This window comes from Bordetella genomosp. 1 (genome assembly GCF_002261335.1).
Taxonomy (GTDB): domain Bacteria; phylum Pseudomonadota; class Gammaproteobacteria; order Burkholderiales; family Burkholderiaceae_B; genus Bordetella.
In genome coordinates, this window is sequence record NZ_NEVL01000003.1 from 1358201 (window position 1) to 1374905 (window position 16705).

General features: G+C 66.2%; 15 protein-coding genes. 6 read left to right on the top strand and 9 right to left on the bottom strand.

Features of this window, described 5'->3' with window-relative positions:
* The first annotated feature begins 307 nt into the window (after window positions 1-307).
* The 4 genes from CEG14_RS14585 (at window position 308) to CEG14_RS14600 (ending at window position 4927) form a co-directional block, all read left to right on the top strand.
* Window positions 308-808: a sigma-70 family RNA polymerase sigma factor gene (locus tag CEG14_RS14585; RefSeq protein ID WP_256985709.1), complete on the top strand. Its 501-nt coding sequence runs from the start codon at window positions 308-310 to the stop codon at window positions 806-808.
* A complete protein-coding gene (locus CEG14_RS14590) occupies window positions 805-1749 on the top strand; it encodes a FecR family protein (protein WP_094827052.1) in 945 nt (314 codons plus the stop codon). The genes CEG14_RS14585 and CEG14_RS14590 overlap by 4 nt, the downstream gene beginning before the upstream one ends.
* A gap of 82 nt (window positions 1750-1831) precedes the next feature.
* Window positions 1832-4195: a TonB-dependent siderophore receptor gene (locus CEG14_RS14595; RefSeq protein ID WP_094827053.1), complete on the top strand. Its 2364-nt coding sequence runs from the start codon at window positions 1832-1834 to the stop codon at window positions 4193-4195.
* A gap of 294 nt (window positions 4196-4489) precedes the next feature.
* On the top strand, window positions 4490-4927 hold the full coding sequence (locus CEG14_RS14600; protein WP_094827054.1) for an acetyltransferase: 438 nt from the start codon (window positions 4490-4492) through the stop codon (window positions 4925-4927).
* A gap of 376 nt (window positions 4928-5303) precedes the next feature.
* Here the strand turns inward: CEG14_RS14600 and CEG14_RS14610 are convergent, their stop codons facing one another.
* Both CEG14_RS14610 and CEG14_RS14615 read right to left on the bottom strand, forming a co-directional pair.
* The gene (locus tag CEG14_RS14610) at window positions 5304-6230 is read right to left on the bottom strand and encodes an alpha/beta hydrolase (RefSeq protein ID WP_094827055.1); all 927 of its coding nucleotides are present in this window, start codon (window positions 6228-6230) and stop codon (window positions 5304-5306) included.
* A gap of 165 nt (window positions 6231-6395) precedes the next feature.
* A complete protein-coding gene (locus CEG14_RS14615; RefSeq protein WP_094827056.1) occupies window positions 6396-7331 on the bottom strand; it encodes an ornithine cyclodeaminase family protein in 936 nt (311 codons plus the stop codon).
* A gap of 225 nt (window positions 7332-7556) precedes the next feature.
* On the opposite strand from CEG14_RS14615, the gene CEG14_RS14620 reads away from it, so the two are divergent.
* Window positions 7557-7982 carry an OsmC family protein gene (locus tag CEG14_RS14620; RefSeq protein WP_094827057.1) on the top strand — a complete coding sequence of 142 codons (426 nt, stop codon included), beginning with the start codon at window positions 7557-7559 and terminating at the stop codon, window positions 7980-7982.
* Window positions 7983-8122: 140 nt separating this feature from the next.
* The gene (locus CEG14_RS14625) at window positions 8123-9412 is read left to right on the top strand and encodes an Nramp family divalent metal transporter (protein ID WP_094827058.1); all 1290 of its coding nucleotides are present in this window, start codon (window positions 8123-8125) and stop codon (window positions 9410-9412) included.
* A 96-nt stretch (window positions 9413-9508) separates the two neighbouring features.
* Here CEG14_RS14625 and CEG14_RS25765 read toward each other — a convergent pair whose 3' ends face one another.
* From CEG14_RS25765 to thrS, 7 genes are all read right to left on the bottom strand, one after another.
* Window positions 9509-9685 (bottom strand): XRE family transcriptional regulator, encoded by a 177-nt coding sequence (locus CEG14_RS25765; RefSeq protein WP_141243350.1) that lies wholly within the window; start codon window positions 9683-9685, stop codon window positions 9509-9511.
* A 342-nt stretch (window positions 9686-10027) separates the two neighbouring features.
* Window positions 10028-11722, bottom strand: a complete 1695-nt coding sequence (gene ptsP / locus CEG14_RS14630) for a phosphoenolpyruvate--protein phosphotransferase (RefSeq protein ID WP_094827553.1) — start codon at window positions 11720-11722, stop codon at window positions 10028-10030.
* A gap of 118 nt (window positions 11723-11840) precedes the next feature.
* Window positions 11841-12110 (bottom strand): HPr family phosphocarrier protein, encoded by a 270-nt coding sequence (locus CEG14_RS14635; RefSeq protein WP_094827059.1) that lies wholly within the window; start codon window positions 12108-12110, stop codon window positions 11841-11843.
* 98 nt (window positions 12111-12208) lie between these two features.
* The gene (locus CEG14_RS14640; RefSeq protein WP_094827060.1) at window positions 12209-12607 is read right to left on the bottom strand and encodes a PTS sugar transporter subunit IIA; all 399 of its coding nucleotides are present in this window, start codon (window positions 12605-12607) and stop codon (window positions 12209-12211) included.
* A 9-nt stretch (window positions 12608-12616) separates the two neighbouring features.
* A complete protein-coding gene (gene gshB, locus CEG14_RS14645; RefSeq protein WP_094827061.1) occupies window positions 12617-13573 on the bottom strand; it encodes a glutathione synthase in 957 nt (318 codons plus the stop codon).
* Between the two features lie 229 nt (window positions 13574-13802).
* Window positions 13803-14384, bottom strand: a complete 582-nt coding sequence (gene infC, locus CEG14_RS14650; protein WP_255032356.1) for a translation initiation factor IF-3 — start codon at window positions 14382-14384, stop codon at window positions 13803-13805.
* The gene (gene thrS, locus CEG14_RS14655; protein WP_094827063.1) at window positions 14377-16329 is read right to left on the bottom strand and encodes a threonine--tRNA ligase; all 1953 of its coding nucleotides are present in this window, start codon (window positions 16327-16329) and stop codon (window positions 14377-14379) included. Before thrS ends, infC begins: the two co-directional genes overlap by 8 nt.
* Window positions 16330-16705: the final 376 nt, after the last annotated feature.

Below are 16705 nucleotides of genomic sequence, written 5' to 3' on the forward strand. Positions count from 1 at the left end.
GGACACGGCCCCCTAAGACCGAGGCGGCGCCATCGTCCGACCGCATTCGACTCGAAGCGGACATAGGCCCAAGGACGAAAACCCGGTTGATGCTCGCGCACGCGCTATAGCTTCCCGCGGCGTATCCATACCAGGGCTATCCCGCCCCTCGACCTCTGCCATCACAGCTTACGCGCCGCGCAAACCGGTGTTCAGCGCGTTGAAGAGGGCCTGCGACGACGGCGGATCGCACGCCAGAGCGGCATGGCCTACGGCGAGCCACTATGCGATAATTGATAACGATTCCCATTTATTGATAGCGCACGCCGTGGACTCTACACGCGATAGCCGGTTTTCCACCATTTATAAGAACGACCACCCGTGGCTGGAGCGGCGGCTGCGCAATGGGTTGCGCAACCGCGAGGACGCGGAGGATGTGGCGGGCGAGACGTTTACGCAGTTGCTTTGCCTACCGGCGCTGGAGCAGCTGAACGAGCCGCGGGCCATGCTGGTCACGATCGCCCGGCGCATTACGTGGCGGCTGTGGCGGCGGCGCGAGCTGGAGCAGGCTTGGCTGGAGACGTTGCGCTCGCAACCGGAGCCGCTGGAGCCGTCGGCCGAGGAGCGGGTGCAGACTTTGCAAGCCTTGCAGGCGCTCGATACGGCGCTGGACGGGCTGTCTGCAAAGGCCAGGATGACGTTTCTTTTTAGCCAGCTCGATGGGATGACGCACGTGGAAATCGCGACGCGGCTGAAGGTGTCGCCGACCATGGTGCGCAAGTACATCGTGCAGGCCCTGCGCCGTTGCTGCGAGGTGTTTGGAGTATGACGGCCTTGGATGCGCGCACCCGCGAGGCGGCGATTGAATGGCAAGTCTATTTATCCAGCGGGCAGGCCAGCGATGCGGACCGCGCGGCGTTTGACCGGTGGCTGGCGGAGAGCCCGAGCCACGGCGCGGCGTGGCAACGACTGAATGCGGCGCTGAACGGCACATTGCATGCGCTGCGGCCGGGGTTGCTGGCCGATGGCGATGCGCTGCGGCGCTCGCTGGTGGGGCCGCAGTTGGCCCAGCGCCGGCGGCTGGGCAAGCTGGCGTTGGCAGGTGGAGCGCTGCTGCTGGGCGCGGGCGTGGCGGACCGCTATGTGCCCGTGCAATCCCTGACGGCGGGCTATGTGACCCGCACGAGTGAGCGCCGGCGGGTGGCCTTGCCTGACGGCAATACGATGGAGCTGGATGCGCGCAGCGCGGCGTCGTGGGAGGGGCCGCACGCGGTGCGGGTGTCGGCGGGCGCGGCGATTTTTGAGGTGGGGAGCGGCCAGGGGCTGCAAGTACGCGTGCCGCAAGGCGAGGTCAGGCTCGGCCACGGCCGCGCCATGGTGCGCTGCGCGGCCGGACGCAGTTTCTGCCTGGCCTTGAGTGGGGCCGCGGAGGTGACCACGCTGGCAGGCGTGCGCCAGCCCCTGGCGCCAGGGCAGAGCGTGTGGTTCGATGCGCGGCAGGTGGGTGCGGTGCAGAACGACCAGGAACACGCCGCCGCCTGGCAGAACGGCGAACTGGAAGTCCATGACGAGCCGCTGCAAACCGTGGTGGATGCGCTGGCCCGGTACCGGCCGGGCTGGCTGCGGATGTCGCCGCAGGCGGCGCGGCTGCGCGTGACGGGGCTGTTTCCGCTGGACGATGGCGACCGGGCGCTGGAGGCGCTCAGGAATACGCTGCCGATCCGGTTGCAGCAGTTGGGCCGTTGGTACGTGATGATCGATCTGGCCTGATTTTTTTTACGCGCCGGGTGTTTTTTCGATGGCGCCGATGCACATACAGGGAACGCGTGCTCACGCATCCACGGAGTGTTCCATGCTTTCCCTGAGGTTTTCGGCTGCCTGCGTCATCGCGGCCGCCGCCTGCACCGCCCATGCCCAGGCGCTGCACCAATACGATTTGCCCGCGGGCCGGCTGGATGTGGCGCTGACCCAGATCGCGCGCATCGCGGGCGCGGTGATCTCGTTTCGGGCGGATATGGTGGCGGGCAAGTCCGCGCCAGCCGTCTCCGGCCAGTTTTCCTTGGAAGAAGCCACCGCGCGCGCCCTGGCCGGAAGCGGGCTGGAACTGCGGCGCACGCCGGACGGCAGCCTGACGGTGGCGCCGGCCAGCACGACGACGCTGGCGCCGGTGACGGTGGAAGCGGCCACGCCGGGCGTGACGGAAGGCACCCATTCCTACACCACGCCGGTCATGTCCACGGCCACCAAGTTCGGGCTGTCTCCGCGCGAGACGCCGCAGTCGGTCAGCGTGGTGACGCGCCAGCAGATCGAGGACCGGGGGTTTCAGTCGCTGGACGATGTGGCGCGCGACACGACCGGGCTGACCACGCGCCAAATCGGCGGCGGGGAGCGCACGCAGTTCTTCTCTCGCGGATTCGAGATCAGTTCGTTCCTGGCTGACGGGGTGCCGCTGGGCTACGACTACGACACGCAGGGCGTGGCGACGCTGGCGATGTACGATCACGTCGAGGTGCTGCGCGGTGCGGCCGGGATGATGACGGGGGCCGGCAATCCCTCGGGCACCATCAACCTCGTGCGCAAGCGCGCCACGGCGGTGCCGCAATTCTCGGTAACGGCCAGCGCCGGCAGTTGGGACAATTACCGGGGTGAGGTCGACGGCTCGGGCCCGCTCAACGAGGCTGGCACCTTGCGCGCCCGGGGTGTGGTGGCCTATCAGGATTCGAATACCTTCAAGAAGGCCTACGAGCACCAGCGCCAGCTTTTCTACGGCACCATCGAAGCCGATCTCACGGCCAACACGACGTTGAGCATCGGCGGCTACTACAACCGGGAAGACAGCCCGGGCGCGGATTGGAATGGGCTGCCTACGCGCCGGGACGGCAGCTTCTACGACTTCAATCGGTCGATCCGCTTGTCTCCGGACTGGTCCTATTGGAATAAGGAAAACACCAGTTTCTTCGCCGAGCTCGATCACCGTTTCGGGAACGGCTGGTCCGGCAAGCTCACCGCCCGCACGCTGCGCGCCAGGATGAACATGCTGGGCAGTTATCTGTATCCGCTGGAAGACTCGACGTTCTTCGGGCAGGGCCTGGGCCAGTATGCCTATGACAAGACCCAGTACAGTGTGGACGGTTATCTGAGCGGCCCCTTTACGCTGCTGGGGCGCACGCATGAACTGGTGCTGGGCGGCAGCTTCCTGAAGAACAAGGACGACGACGGCCCCGGCGGCTGGCCGTTGGACTACAACATTACGGTCGATCCGGAACACTGGAACTCCAGCGCCGTGGAGAAGCCCGCGTTCGTCTACCCCTGGTCGCGCAAGGGGTACCAGCGCCAGATGAGCGGCTACGCCACCACCCGCCTGAGCCTCGCGGACCCACTGACGCTGATGCTGGGCGCTCGGCTGGACTGGTATGAGTACGACATGACGCTGAAGTCCGGCGACTACGTCAGCCCCCCCGCGGACTACAAGGTCAAGCACGAGCTGACGCCCTACGCGGGCCTGATCTACGACCTGGACCGCCAGCATTCCGTCTACACCAGCTGGACCAGCGTGTTCCAGCCGCAGAGCAACCAGTCCACCAGCGGCGCGCCGCTGGACCCAGTGATCGGCACCAATCTGGAAGCAGGGATCAAGGGGGAGTATTACGACGGGCGGCTCAATGCCAGCGCGGCGGTGTTCCAGATTCGACAACGCAACCGCCCGGTTGCGCTGGCCACGTCCGAGTGCGGGCCGGGGGTAATCGAATGCTATGCGCCGTCAGGCAAGGTGCAAAGCCGGGGGGTGGAGTTCGAAGTGGCGGGCGCGATCACGCCGGGCTGGCAGGTGTCGGCCGGCTATACGTACAACCAGTCCAAGTACCTTGAGGATTCGGGCAGCCTCCGGGCGGGTGCGGCCTACGACACGCAGACTCCGCGCCATCTGTTCAAGCTCTCGACCATGTACACCTTGCCGGGCTCGCTGAATGCGTGGCGGGTGGGTGGGGCGGTGCGCGTGCAAAGCGCGATCAGCTTGCCGGCGTACAACGTGCGGCAGCCGGGGTATAGCGTGTGGGATGCGGTGGTGGCGTATCGGGCTACGCCGAATCTGGATCTGCGGTTGAACGTGTACAACCTGTTTGACAAGTATTACTACCAGGCGATAGGCAGCAACCAGGACAATAATCACTTCGGCGCGCCGCGGTCGTTCTTGCTGACGGCGAAGTACACGTTTTAAGTGTGGCGCTACGTGCGCCTGCACATCGCCAACACTCGACAGCTATCAACTGGACGGACAGAGGTACAGAGGCCAGACGTCACGGGCTGGCGTTGAATCCGCTCGGATTCAAACCAGTGCAGGCGTCTATGGTGTCAGGCCGCAATTTCGCTGCGAAATCGTAGTCTGACACCATTGTTTCCAGTGTCCGCTCTCGATCCAGCGCCGACGCTCCGCCTCTTACGCAACGTGCTGGGAACCTTAACGGGGGGTGAACACGGCCACGTCTACACTGTCGTTTTCTTTAAGGTTGCCATGTACACGCTGCGCAGTTCACGTCCTGAAGACGGCCCCGCTCTCGTTGATCTTTGGCGGCGCTCCGTGGACGCCACTCATCACTTTCTCAGTGCCGAAGACCGACAGGCCATTGATGCCGAGGTGTCTGGGTTTCTGCCCCATGCACCAATGATTGTTGCGGTCGATGAGAAGGACTATCCCTATGGCTTCATGCTGATCGATGGGACCCATATGGAGGCGCTCTTCATCGATCCCGATGTCCGTGGGAAAGGTATCGGTCGTCAACTGTTGCAGCATGGCGTGTCGCTACATCGGACACTGACCACGGACGTCAACATGCAGAATTCTCAAGCGGTTGGCTTTTATCAGCGGATGGGGTTCGTCGAGACTGGGCGCTCGGAGACGGATTCACAGGGGCGCCCCTATCCCCTGATCCATCTGCGTTACCCGGGCTAGCAGGAAAGCCGGCCGCCGCGGCTACTGGCGGCCACAGCGGCGATACGTCGATTGCTGGCCGTTATAGGTTTCTGGCCGGCAGATCGGCAGCGTGCCGCGAAGCACGCAACGGGAACCGGCGGACCCGGTTTCGGCGTGCAGCGTTGGGCTCAACGCTTTGCGGCTCTGGTCGCGATAAAGGCTGGCATCACGTTCTCCACCACGAAACGTGGCTGAGGTTGCCAGTCCTTGTGCAAACCCGTCAGCACCAGACCGGCGTCGAGTTGCTCGCCAATCTGGTCTGCGAGGTATGCCCGAACACCAGTGCCTCATCACGTTCCTGTGTTGCCGGGCGTCGGCCGCGCACTGCCGCGGATTATCCGTGCCGTGCGATGCTTCACCGCGCCGGCAGCAGGTACGTCAACGCCTGCGTGAAGCCCCGGGGTGCGACGGTGAGATGATCCTCGTCGTTCAACACCACGGACTTCAGTTTCAAGCCGGGGTATTTTCTGCTTTGCAGCGCCGCCTCCAGCGCGCGGTTGTCGGCAACCATGTCCACCGTCTGGTTAAAGCGCCGATCCCCTTTGCGCAAGGCCTCAAAGGCGCCGACGTAGAGATAGACATTTGCCTTCAGGTCCTGGTTCTGCCGGGCGTAGGTCGCTTCGAGCTTCAGCGCGTGGCGCTTGTCGTACCAGAGAGACGGGCTGCCGAGGATATAGCTGCTGAACAGGCCGGGTTCGGTGAAGAGAATCTGCGTTCCGAGCAGGGCGCCGTAGGAATGGCCCAGGAAGATCGCCCTGGACGGGTCCGCGCGGTAGCGCGTGGCTATGAACGGCTTGACCTGGTCGCGCAGATACTTTTGATAGGCCTGCGCCTGGCCGTGGATGGCGTCGGGCGGCGCGGTGCTCGGGCCGTTCGGCGTCGGCGTGTAGTCGCGCTGCCGGCTGACACCGCCCTCCTCGCTCTTGCCATAGGACAGGCCGACCAGAATGAACTCTTCGACCCGAGGCCCTTCGACATTCAGGCGACGCCCCAGCTGGCGGATGATCGGGAAGGCGTAGTCCGCGTCGGTCACGTACAGCACGGGGTAGCGCCGCTGCGGCTGCTTCGCATAGGACGGCGGCAGCGCAACAAAGACCTGGTAGCCGCGTCCGGAAACGGGATCGGGCACGTCCCACACTTCGCTGTCGGCGATTTCGTAGGGGTGTCCGGCGCCACGCTGAACCATCGGCGTCGATGGGGCCTGCGCGTGCGCCGGCGCGATGAAGGCGCCAAAGCTGATCGCCAGCGCGATCACCAGGGCAAACGGAAAACGTCGATGCATGTGCCTGTCTCGTTGACGAACGCCGCACGGGGTATGCGAGAACCCGTGGGGTCGATGTTGTTCGGAATGCTGGCGCGACGACCGGGTTGAATGCCGCACCGGGTTCGGCCGCAAACCGACGCCCGCCACCGCTCGCAAAACCGCTGAGCGAAGCCCCCCCTGCCCTCAGCCGCGCACCTGCTCATACACCAGCGCCGCCAGCGCGAGATCCTCCAGCGCGCTGCCCACGGCCTTGAACACGGTGATCTGCCCGGCATCGGTGCGGCCTTTTACGCGGCCGGTGGCGAGGTCGAACAGCGTGCCGCGGATCTCATCGCGCGCCAGCGTGCCGGCCTCGAAGGCGGCGAGCAGGTCGCCCGACTTGGTGGGTGCCTCGTCGGTGTCCACATACACGGCATGGCCGGCGAAGCAGGCCGGATCGGTTTCCTTCATCTCGGGCTTGAAGCTGCCGATCAGGTCGAGATGGGTGCCCGGACGCAGCCAGGCGCCCTGCACCAGCGGTTCGGTCGACAGCGTGGCGCAGCTCACGATGTCGGCCTGGCGCACGCCCGCCTCCAGATCGGTGATGGCCTCGGCGGCAAAGCCATGCGCTTGCAGGGCGTCGGCGAGCCGGCGCGCGCCGGCTTCGCGCACGTTCCACACCAGCACGCGGTCGATCGGGCGCACCGCGCGCATCGCCTGCGCCACCAGCCCGGCGATCCGGCCCGAGCCCAGGATCAGCAGCACCCGCGCGTCGGCGCGCGCCAGGTAGTCCGCGCCCAGCGCCGCGGCACCGGCCGTGCGATAGGCGGTGACCACGTCGCCATCGACGCTGGCCAGCGGCACGCCGGTGCGGGCGCTGTACAGCGTGTAGGTGGCGTGCAGGCCCGGCAGGCCGTCGTGGGTGTTGTCGGGAAAGATGTTGATGACCTTGACGCCGAAGTAACCCGCCTCGCTCCAGGCCGGCATGATGAGCGAGGTGCCCTTGCGGCCGTCGGCCTCGATCGCATGCACGTGCCGCGGCGGCACCGTGTAGCCGCCCTGGAATCCGGCGCGCAGCGCGGGAATCACGGTCTCGAAGGACAAGGCGGCCCGGGTGGCGGCGGTATCGATCACTTGCATGCGTAGCACTCCCTGATGACTTGCGTGATTGGACGCCCGCGCGCCGGCGGCGGGCATGGCACATGCGGCATTATCGCCCGCCCTCGTCCGGGCCCGCAGCCGGCGCCACTCACGCCTGGACACACGCCGATGCGCCGGCTGCGGATATGATCGATCGACAGGCCGGACCCGCGCGTCCGGTCCCGTCCTCCCGCGCCCCGCGCGCGCCATCCTCAGGAGTTACGCATGAAGAAATCCGCATCGGCCGTCTGGAAAGGCGACCTCAAGTCCGGCAAGGGCACGATCTCGACCCAGAGCGGCGCACTGAAGGATCAGCCGTATGGCTTCAACACGCGCTTCGAAGACGCGCCCGGCACCAATCCCGAAGAGCTGATCGGCGCCGCCCACGCCGGCTGCTTCTCGATGGCGCTGTCCAACATCCTGGGCGAAGCCGGCCTGAAGGCCGACAGCATCTCGACCTCGGCCGTGGTCACGCTCGACAAGTCGGATGATGGTTTCTCGATCACCGCCGTGCACCTCACCGTGGAAGCCGTGATCCCGAACACCGACGACAAGGCCTTCCAGGAAGCCGCGGCCAAGGCCAAGGCGGGCTGCCCCGTGTCGAAGGTGCTCAACGCCAAGATCACGATGGACGCCACGCTCAAGCAGTAAGCGGGCCCCGTCCGCGCCGGCCCCCGCGGCCGGCGCGGCGCCCCGATTGACGCGCCCTATGACGCGCGTGCACAAATCCAACTTGACGGGTGGGCCTGCGTCCCTACAATTGAGAAACGTTCTCAAATAGCAGATCCCGCATGACCCGCCTCATCTTTGCCCTCTCCGGCAATCCCCAACGCACCATCGCCGACACCGTCCTGCGCGGCCAGATGCGCCGCATGGCGGGCTCGGGCATTCTCGTGGCCGTCGGGTACATCGATCCGGGCAACTGGGCCACCGACATCGCGGGCGGCAGCGGCTTCGGCTACGGGCTGCTGTCGATCGTGCTGCTCTCGGCGATTCTTGCGATGGGGTTTCAGGTGCTTGCCGCGCGCGTGGCCGTGGCCACCGGCCGCGATCTGGCCCAGCTCACCGCCGCCGAACTCTCGCGTCCGTTTGCGCGGCTGGCCTGGCTCGCGGGCGAAGCGGCGATCCTCGCCACGGCGCTGGCCGAGCTGATCGGCGGCGCCATCGCGCTGCGCCTGCTGTTCGGCCTGCCGCTGATGGCCGGCGTGGCGATCACCGGCGTCGGCACGTTCCTGGTGTTCTATCTCACGCGCGGCCAGACCGAGCGGCACGAACGCGTGATCGCGGTGCTGCTGGCCATCGTCGCGCTGTCGTTCGTGTTCCTGCTGCTGGAAGCGCGGCCCTCCTGGCTTGCCATGGGCACGGGCATCACGCAGACCGGCCGTGCGCTGTCGCACACCGAGGGCTTCATGATCGCGCTCGGCATCCTGGGCGCGACGCTGATGCCGCACAACCTGTATCTGCATTCGGGCACGCTGGCCGAGCGCGCGCGGCAGTTGCCGCCGCACGCCCGTCCGCTCGCCTATACCGTGGCGCGCAACGACACCATCGTGTCGCTGGGCATCGCGATGCTCATCAATGCCGCCATCATGATCGTTGCGGCCGCATCGATGTCGGGCAGCGGCCCGGCCATCGCCAGCCTCGACGGCGCGCATGCCGCGATCGGCCAGTCCCTGGGCGCGGCGGCCGCCATCGTGTTCGCCGTGGCGCTCTACGCCGCGGGCCAGAGCTCCACCATCACGGGCGTCATGGCGGGCCGCATGCTGTCGGCCGGCTTCAACCCGGGCCGGGGCCTGAGCGACCCGGGCCGCGCGGCCGTCACGCGCGTGGTGGCCGCCGTGGCCGCGATGCTTTTGCTGGGCTTGTCGTCGGGCCAGGATCCCGATCAGTGGCTGGTGCTGTCGCAGGTGGTGCTGAGCCTCGCCCTGCCCTTCGCGCTCGTGCCGCTGGTGCTGCTGGCCTGCCGCCGCAGCGTGATGGGAGAGCGCGTGCTGCACCCCGCCTGGGCCACGGCCGCCGTGGCCGCCACCGCCGGCATCATCGTGCTCGATCTGTACCTGGTGGCTGACGCGCTGATCTGAGGCGCGCGGCGGGCGCCGGAATGCATCAGGCCAGCCCGCGGGCTGGCCTGAGTCAAATCGCCCGGCGCGCCACGACTGCGGGCGCGCACGGAACGATCAACGCCGATACGCCGAAATCACCGGGTGCTGGCGGCGGCCGGCATCCATGGCGTGCAGCACATCACCGACGAAACCCAGCGCGCCATTGGCACCGGCGCGCACGCGCTGCCAGCCAAAAGCTTGGGTGAGTCGGGTACGGCCGGTGGCCGGTTTGCTGCGAATGGCATCGCCCATGATGCTCTCCTCTGAGAAAGGCGCTTTGGACACTGCAAGGCTTTCAACTGCCTGCAAGCTCATCCTATGCCTGTCGATGTTGCGACGCAATAGGAAACCCGCCTTGCTCGAAGCAGACGTTGTAAATCAGGGAAAACGTTGTGTTTTACGCACACACTGCGCAGAAATCGCAATCAGGGACATATAACAGCTCACATTCTGGAACCGCGGATGCCGAAGCCACGAATACGTCGACTTGCGATGCTGCGCCGCAACATGAACGCCGGCAGCCCTGCCGGGGCTTTCGGGCAATGGACGGGAAGACGGTGGAGCTACCGAAGGCGCCGCGCGGGCGCCTTCGGTTCAGGCCTGGTCGAGCGTGTCGAGATCGACCGGCAGCGCGCGGTTCAGGGCCGTGGCCACCTTTACGCGCAGCGCATTGGAATGGGCCCGCCGGATCTCGCGTTTCACATCCAGCAGTTGCTGCGGATGCATCGAGAATTCGGTGAGGCCCAGGCCCAGCAGCAGCCGGGTCAGGCGCGCGTCGCCCGCCATTTCGCCGCAGACCGCCACCGGGATGCCGGCGCGTTCGCCCGCATTGATGGTGTTGGCGACCAGCCGCAGCACGGCCGGATGGAGCGGATCGTAGAGCTCCGACACGTCGTGGTCGCCGCGGTCGATCGCCAGCGTGTACTGGATCAGGTCGTTGGTGCCGATCGAGAGAAAGTCCAGCGCCTGGGCGAACGGCTCGATGGCGATCGCGATCGCCGGCACCTCGACCATGGCGCCCACCTCGATGTGCGCCGCATAGGCCTGGCCGCGGGCATCGAGCTCGCGCCGCGCGGCCTCGATGGCGGCGAACGCGGCCTTGACCTCGTGCATGTGCGCGATCATGGGCACCAGCAGCCGCACGGTGCCGTGCGCCGAGGCGCGCAGGATCGCGCGCAGCTGGGTGGCAAACATCTCCGGCCGCGCCAGGCAGTAGCGGATCGCCCGCTGGCCCAGCGCCGGATTGGTGGCCACCGTGGCCTCGCCATCGAGCGTCTTGTCGGAGCCGATGTCGAGGGTGCGGATCGTGACCGGCCGGCCGGCCATCACCTTGACCACCGAGGCGTAGGCCTCGTATTGCTCTTCTTCGCCCGGCAGGTCGGCGCGGCCCATGAACAGGAACTCGCTGCGGAACAGGCCGATGCCCTGCGCGCCCTGGGCCAGCGCCAGGCTGGCCTCCTCGGGCAGCTCGATGTTGGCGTGCAGCACCACGTCGATGCCGTCGAGCGTGACGGAAGGCTCGTCGCGCAGCAGCGCGAGCGTGGCGCGCTCTTCCGCGTAGGTGCGCTGGCGAGCGCGGTATTCCTGGAGGATGCGGCGCGAGGGGTTGACCACCACCACGCCGGCCGCGCCGTCGACGATCAGCATGTCGCCGTCGCGCACCAGCTCGCGCACGTTGCCCATGGCCACCACGGCCGGCACGCCCATGCTGCGCGCCACGATCGCGGTATGCGAGGTCGGGCCGCCCAGGTCTGTGACGAACGCGGCGAAGCGGCCGCCGCGCAGGCGCAGCATGTCGGCCGGCGAGATGTCGTGCGCCACCACCACCAGCGGGTCGTCGCCGTCGACGTCGGCGCCGTCGGGCAGGATGGCGGAGGTGCCTGCGAGCACGTGCAGCACGCGCTCGATGACCTGCCGCACGTCGCCGCCGCGCTCGCGCAGGTATTCGTCGTCCATCGCCTCGAACTGCTCGCCCAGCAACTGCCCCTGGGCCGTCAGGGCCCATTCGGCGTTGTAGAAGCGTTCGGCGATCAGCGCCTGCGCCTGCTCGGCCAGCAGGGGATCGCCGAGCAGCAGCCGGTGCACGTTGAGCATGGCGCCGAGTTCGCGCGGCGCGTCGTCGGGCAGGTTTTCGGCCAGCTCGAGCAGGTCGGCCTGGGCCTTGAGCAGCGCCTGCGACAGGCGTTGCGTTTCACTGGCGACGTCTTCGGCGGCAATGCGGTAGTGCGCCACCTCGAGCGCCGCGGCGCCCATGACGACGGCACGGCCGATGGCGAAGCCCCGGGCCACGCCCTTGCCGAACAAAGAAACAACGGGGCTGGCGCAGCCAGCCCCGTCGGGGGATATGGTCGAGTCGGACGCGGCGGCCGGGAGCTGTCCCGCGGCAGCCGTGTCGGAGGGGTTTGGCCTATTCCTGCTCACCGAATTTGCTGTCGAACAAGGATTCAATCTCCGCCAGGGCCTGATCGGCATCGGCGCCCGACGCATCGATCTTGACCGTGACCCCCAGGCCCGCGGCCAGCATCATCACGCCCATGATGCTCTTGGCGTTGACGCGCTGCGCGTTGCGGGAAATGAAAATTTCGCTGCTGAACTTGCTGGCCAGCTGCGTGAGCTTGGCCGCAGCCCGGGCATGCAGGCCGAGCTTATTGCTGATGACGATGTCTTTTGTAGGCATAGTACTTGTGACCACAGCGAACCGCGGCGTTTCTTATGATCGGCACCGGCGCCCCCGGATGGATGGCGCCTGCGCAGGATGGAGCAAACGTCTGCCCGTCAGTCTACACGCAAGCAGCCCTGAACGCCGCCCGCCAGCGCCTTCTCCCGCGTTTCGGCGAGCGTGAGGTTGCGATAGGTCAGGGCCCGCAGCAGCATCGGCGTGTTGAGACCGGCCAGCACGCAGCACTGGATCCCCAGGGCCTGCGCCTCGGCCACCGCCCGCTTGGAGATGTTGGCCGGGGTCGCCCCGATCAGGTCGGTCAGCACCAGCACGCCCTGCCCGCGATCCTCTTCGAGGATGTCCTTCAGGACCTCGGGCACCTGGTCGTCGGGCATGTCCTTGGGCGCGATGTCGTGCACGGCCAGCGTGTCGGTGGCGTCGCCCAGCACATGCCGCACGCTTTCGCGCATGGCATTGCCCAGCGGGGCGTGCACGACAATCACGATTCCAGTCATGGCAGTCCGTCAGCCGGCGGCGCGCTCGAGCGCCTGGGCGAACATGTCGGCGACATTGAAGCCGGTCTGCTCGGTGATCTCGACGAAGCACGTCGGGCTCGTGACGTTGACCTCGGTGATGAAGTCGCCGATCACGTCGAGGCCGATCAGCAGCAGGCCGCGGCCGGCCGTCTTGGCCGCCACCGCGCGTGCAAGCTCCAGGTCGCGCTCGGACAGCGGCTGGGCCACGCCGCGGCCGCCCGCGGCGAGGTTGCCGCGCGTTTCGCCGGCCAGCGGGATGCGCGCCAGCGAGAACGGCACCGGCTCGCCGCCGATGATCAGCACGCGCTTGTCGCCCTTGACGATCTCGGGGATGTAGCGCTGCGCCATGATGGTGCGCGCGCCGTTGTCGGTGAGCGTTTCCAGGATGGCGTTGGTGTTGGGATCGTTGGCCTGCAGGCGGAAGATGCCCGTGCCGCCCATGCCGTCGAGCGGCTTGACGATCACGTCGTGGTGGCGTGCATGGAAGGCCTTGATGCGCGCCATGTCGCGCGTGACCAGCGTGGGCGCGGTGAACTCGGCCAGCTCGGTGATGGCGAGCTTCTCGGGATGGTTGCGGATCGCCGCGCCGCCGTTGAAGACCTTGGCGCCCTGGGCCTGCGCGTATTCGAGCAGGTGGGTGGAATACACGTATTCCATGTCGAAGGGCGGATCCTTGCGCATCACGACCGCGCCGAACGACTTGAGCGGCACGTCGGCCGCGTCGGCCGTGTCGCGCCACCAGGCGTGTTCGTGCAGGTCGGCGCCGGCCACGAGTTCGATGGGCGTGGCGCGCGCGCGCACGACACCCTCGTCGATGAAGAGATCGCCCTGCAGGGCCACGCTCAGCGTATGACCGCGCGCGACGAGCGCCTGCATCATGGCTACGGAACTATCCTTGTACGCCTTGAGCAGCGGCAAGGGATCGATCACAAACAATACGTGCATCGCGACACCTGGTACGGCCCGCCGGGTCTCAGTCGCCCACGGGCATTCGATTCATCGTAGCGCGGCAGCGGTCGCCGCGCCATCGCACGGCCACGCCGTGCACATCCACCGGACGCCGGCCCACAGCGCACGACGGCCCAACCGGCGTGAGCCGGCGGGCCGTGCGAGGAGGCAGATGCCAGACGCAAACCGGCCCGGACGCCGCGAGGCGCCCGGGCCGGTCCGGGGATCAGTTGGCTGCGTCGGCCTTGCCTGCGGGCGCCGCCTTCTTCTTCGGCGCCAGCACCATGACCATCTGACGGCCTTCCAGCTTGGGCATCGCTTCGACCTGAGCCAATTCGATCAGATCGTCGCGAACCCGCTCCAGCACTCGCATACCCAGTTCCTGGTGAGCCATTTCACGGCCGCGGAATCGCAGCGTGACCTTGGCCTTGTCGCCCTCTTCGAGGAAGCGGCGCAGGTTGCGCAGCTTGACCTGGTAGTCGCCCTCGTCGGTCGCAGGACGGAATTTGACTTCCTTGACCTGGATGACCTTCTGCTTCGAGCGCGCTTCGGCCTGGCGTTTTTGTTCCTGGTACTTGAACTTACCGTAATCCATCAAACGGCAGACTGGCGGTTCGGCGTTCGGCGCGATCTCGACCAAGTCCACGTCAGCTTGTTCGGAAAGACGGAAGGCATCGGCGATCTTGACGATGCCGAGCTGTTCCCCGTCCAGACCTATCAGGCGCACCTCAGGGACGCGGATTTCACCGTTGATGCGATTGGGTTTTTCAGTAGCGATGTTGAAGACTCCTAGTAGTTGATTAAGCAGCGCTGGTTTCAGGCTGGACGACGGCGCGCCGGGTAGCGACGTCTTCGGTCAGTCGGCTGACGAAGTCGTCGTAGGCGATGGCGCCGAGGTCCAGGCCGCCCAGGCCTCGTACCGCAACCGTTCCGTTTTGCTTCTCCTTGTCGCCCACGACGAGGATGTACGGAATCTTTTGCAGGCTATGCTCCCTGATTTTACGAGTGATTTTTTCACCGCGCAAATCGGCTTGAGCCCTAAAGCCTTGTTTTTTCAGGCTTTGTGTTATTTGTGCCGCATAGTCGGCGGAATGCTCGGAAATGCAGCACACCGCGACCTGCACGGGCGCGAGCCACGGGGGCATCGCACCGGCGTGGTTTTCGATCAGCATACCGATGAAACGCTCGAGCGAACCGAGGATCGCACGGTGCAGCATCACGGGCGCGCGGCGCTGGTCGTTCTGGTCGACATACTCGGCGCCGAGGCGCACGGGCATGGAGAAATCGACCTGGATCGTGCCGCACTGCCAGTGACGGCCGATGGCGTCTTTCAGCGTGTACTCGACCTTCGGGCCATAGAAAGCGCCGTCGCCCGGGGAGATCTCGAACTCGCAGCCGGTGCGGCGCAGGCTCTCCATCAGGGCCTCTTCGGCCTTGTCCCAGATCTCGTCGCTGCCGATGCGCTTTTCGGGGCGCGTGGCCACCTTGTACAGCACTTCGGTGAAGCCGAAGTCGCGATAGACCTTCTGCAGCAGCGCCGTGAAGTCGGCGCACTCGTCCTGGAGCTGGTCTTCGGTACAGAAGATGTGGCCGTCGTCCTGCGTGAAGCCGCGCACGCGCATCATGCCGTGCAGCGAGCCCGAGGGTTCGTTGCGGTGGCATTGGCCGAATTCGCCGTAGCGCAGCGGCAGCTCGCGATAGGAGTGCAGGCCCGAATTGAAGATCTGCACGTGGCCCGGGCAGTTCATCGGCTTGAGACCGTAGACGCGGTTCTCGGATTCCGTCGTGAACATGTTTTCACGATAGTTGTCCCAGTGGCCCGTCTTCTTCCAGAGCGACAGGTCGAGGATCTGCGGCGCCTTCACTTCCTGGTAGCCGTTGTCGATGTAGACCGAGCGCATGTACTGCTCGACCTGCTGCCACAGCGTCCAGCCCTTGGGGTGCCAGAAGATCAGGCCGGGGCCCTCATCCTGGAAATGGAACAGGTCGAGGTCGCGCCCGAGCTTGCGGTGGTCGCGGCGCTCGGCCTCTTCGAGCATGTGCAGATAGGCGTCCTGCTCGTCCTTGGTGGCCCAGGCCGTGCCGTAGATCCGCTGCAGCATCTCGTTGTTGCTGTCGCCGCGCCAGTAGGCGCCGGCCACCTTCATCAGCTTGAAGACCTTCAGCTTGCCCGTGGACGGCACGTGGGGGCCGCGGCACAGGTCGATGAAGTCGCCTTCGCGATACAGGCTCAGCGTTTCGTTGGACGGGATCGAGGCAATGATCTCGGCCTTGTAGTCTTCGCCGATGCCCTTGAAGAACTTGACGGCGTCGTCGCGCGTCCATTCTTCGCGGGTGACCTTCTCGTCCTTGCGCGCGAGCTCGGCCATCTTCTTTTCGATGGCTTCGAGGTCTTCGGGCGTGAACGGGCGCTTGTACGAGAAGTCGTAGTAGAAGCCGTTGTCGATCACGGGGCCGATGGTGACCTGGGCGTCGGGGAACAGCTCCTTGACGGCATAGGCCAGCAAGTGGGCGGTCGAGTGGCGGATCAGATCCAGGCCGTCGGCGTCCTTCGCGGTAACGATGGCCAGATTGGCGTCGGTGGTGATCGAGAAACTCGTATCGACCAGCTTGGGCTCGACGCCCTCGAACGCCACCCGCCCGCCAAGCGCTGCCTTGGCCAGGCCGGTGCCGATGGACTGCGCGACCTCGGCGACCGTGACCGGCCCCGGGTATTGGCGTTGCGAGCCATCCGGCAATGTGATTTGTACCATCGAAGATTTTCCTGGGTTGAAAACGACGAACGCGGCCTCTTGGAGCCGCGTTCTCACCTGCTTGCATGAAGAGTCTGTTGTCTGTCCGACACCAAAACCCTACGCTCGAATCACTGACGCGACTTGGGGCGAAGGTTTCCGGTCGTAGTTCGTGTCGGAAGGACAAACATGGCGTGTGCCTGGATCTACCTGTGAGGCCGCCGCGCAAGGCGCGCCGGCCGGAAAACGGGAAAAACTCGGGGCGGACACCCGCGCCAGGGGCGCCGATGGAAACACCGGAGAGGACTCGTGGCGCCTGCGACGGCACCATTCCTGACCGGATTACCCGATAGAACACCAATTGTAGCACTCTTTGCGCGCGAATCCGGGATAACCC

Excerpts from the sequence above, each read along its gene's own strand:
- CEG14_RS14590 (WP_094827052.1), top strand. The coding sequence starts at position 805 with ATGACGGCCTTGGATGCGCGCACCCGCGAGGCGGCGATTGAATGGCAA.
- CEG14_RS14595 (WP_094827053.1), top strand. The coding sequence starts at position 1,832 with ATGCTTTCCCTGAGGTTTTCGGCTGCCTGCGTCATCGCGGCCGCCGCC.
- CEG14_RS14600 (WP_094827054.1), top strand. The coding sequence starts at position 4,490 with ATGTACACGCTGCGCAGTTCACGTCCTGAAGACGGCCCCGCTCTCGTT.
- CEG14_RS14610 (WP_094827055.1), bottom strand. The coding sequence starts at position 6,230 with ATGCATCGACGTTTTCCGTTTGCCCTGGTGATCGCGCTGGCGATCAGC.
- CEG14_RS14615 (WP_094827056.1), bottom strand. The coding sequence starts at position 7,331 with ATGCAAGTGATCGATACCGCCGCCACCCGGGCCGCCTTGTCCTTCGAG.
- CEG14_RS14620 (WP_094827057.1), top strand. The coding sequence starts at position 7,557 with ATGAAGAAATCCGCATCGGCCGTCTGGAAAGGCGACCTCAAGTCCGGC.
- CEG14_RS14625 (WP_094827058.1), top strand. The coding sequence starts at position 8,123 with ATGACCCGCCTCATCTTTGCCCTCTCCGGCAATCCCCAACGCACCATC.
- CEG14_RS25765 (WP_141243350.1), bottom strand. The coding sequence starts at position 9,685 with ATGGGCGATGCCATTCGCAGCAAACCGGCCACCGGCCGTACCCGACTC.
- CEG14_RS14635 (WP_094827059.1), bottom strand. The coding sequence starts at position 12,110 with ATGCCTACAAAAGACATCGTCATCAGCAATAAGCTCGGCCTGCATGCC.
- CEG14_RS14640 (WP_094827060.1), bottom strand. The coding sequence starts at position 12,607 with ATGACTGGAATCGTGATTGTCGTGCACGCCCCGCTGGGCAATGCCATG.
- gshB (WP_094827061.1), bottom strand. The coding sequence starts at position 13,573 with ATGCACGTATTGTTTGTGATCGATCCCTTGCCGCTGCTCAAGGCGTAC.
- thrS (WP_094827063.1), bottom strand. The coding sequence starts at position 16,329 with ATGGTACAAATCACATTGCCGGATGGCTCGCAACGCCAATACCCGGGG.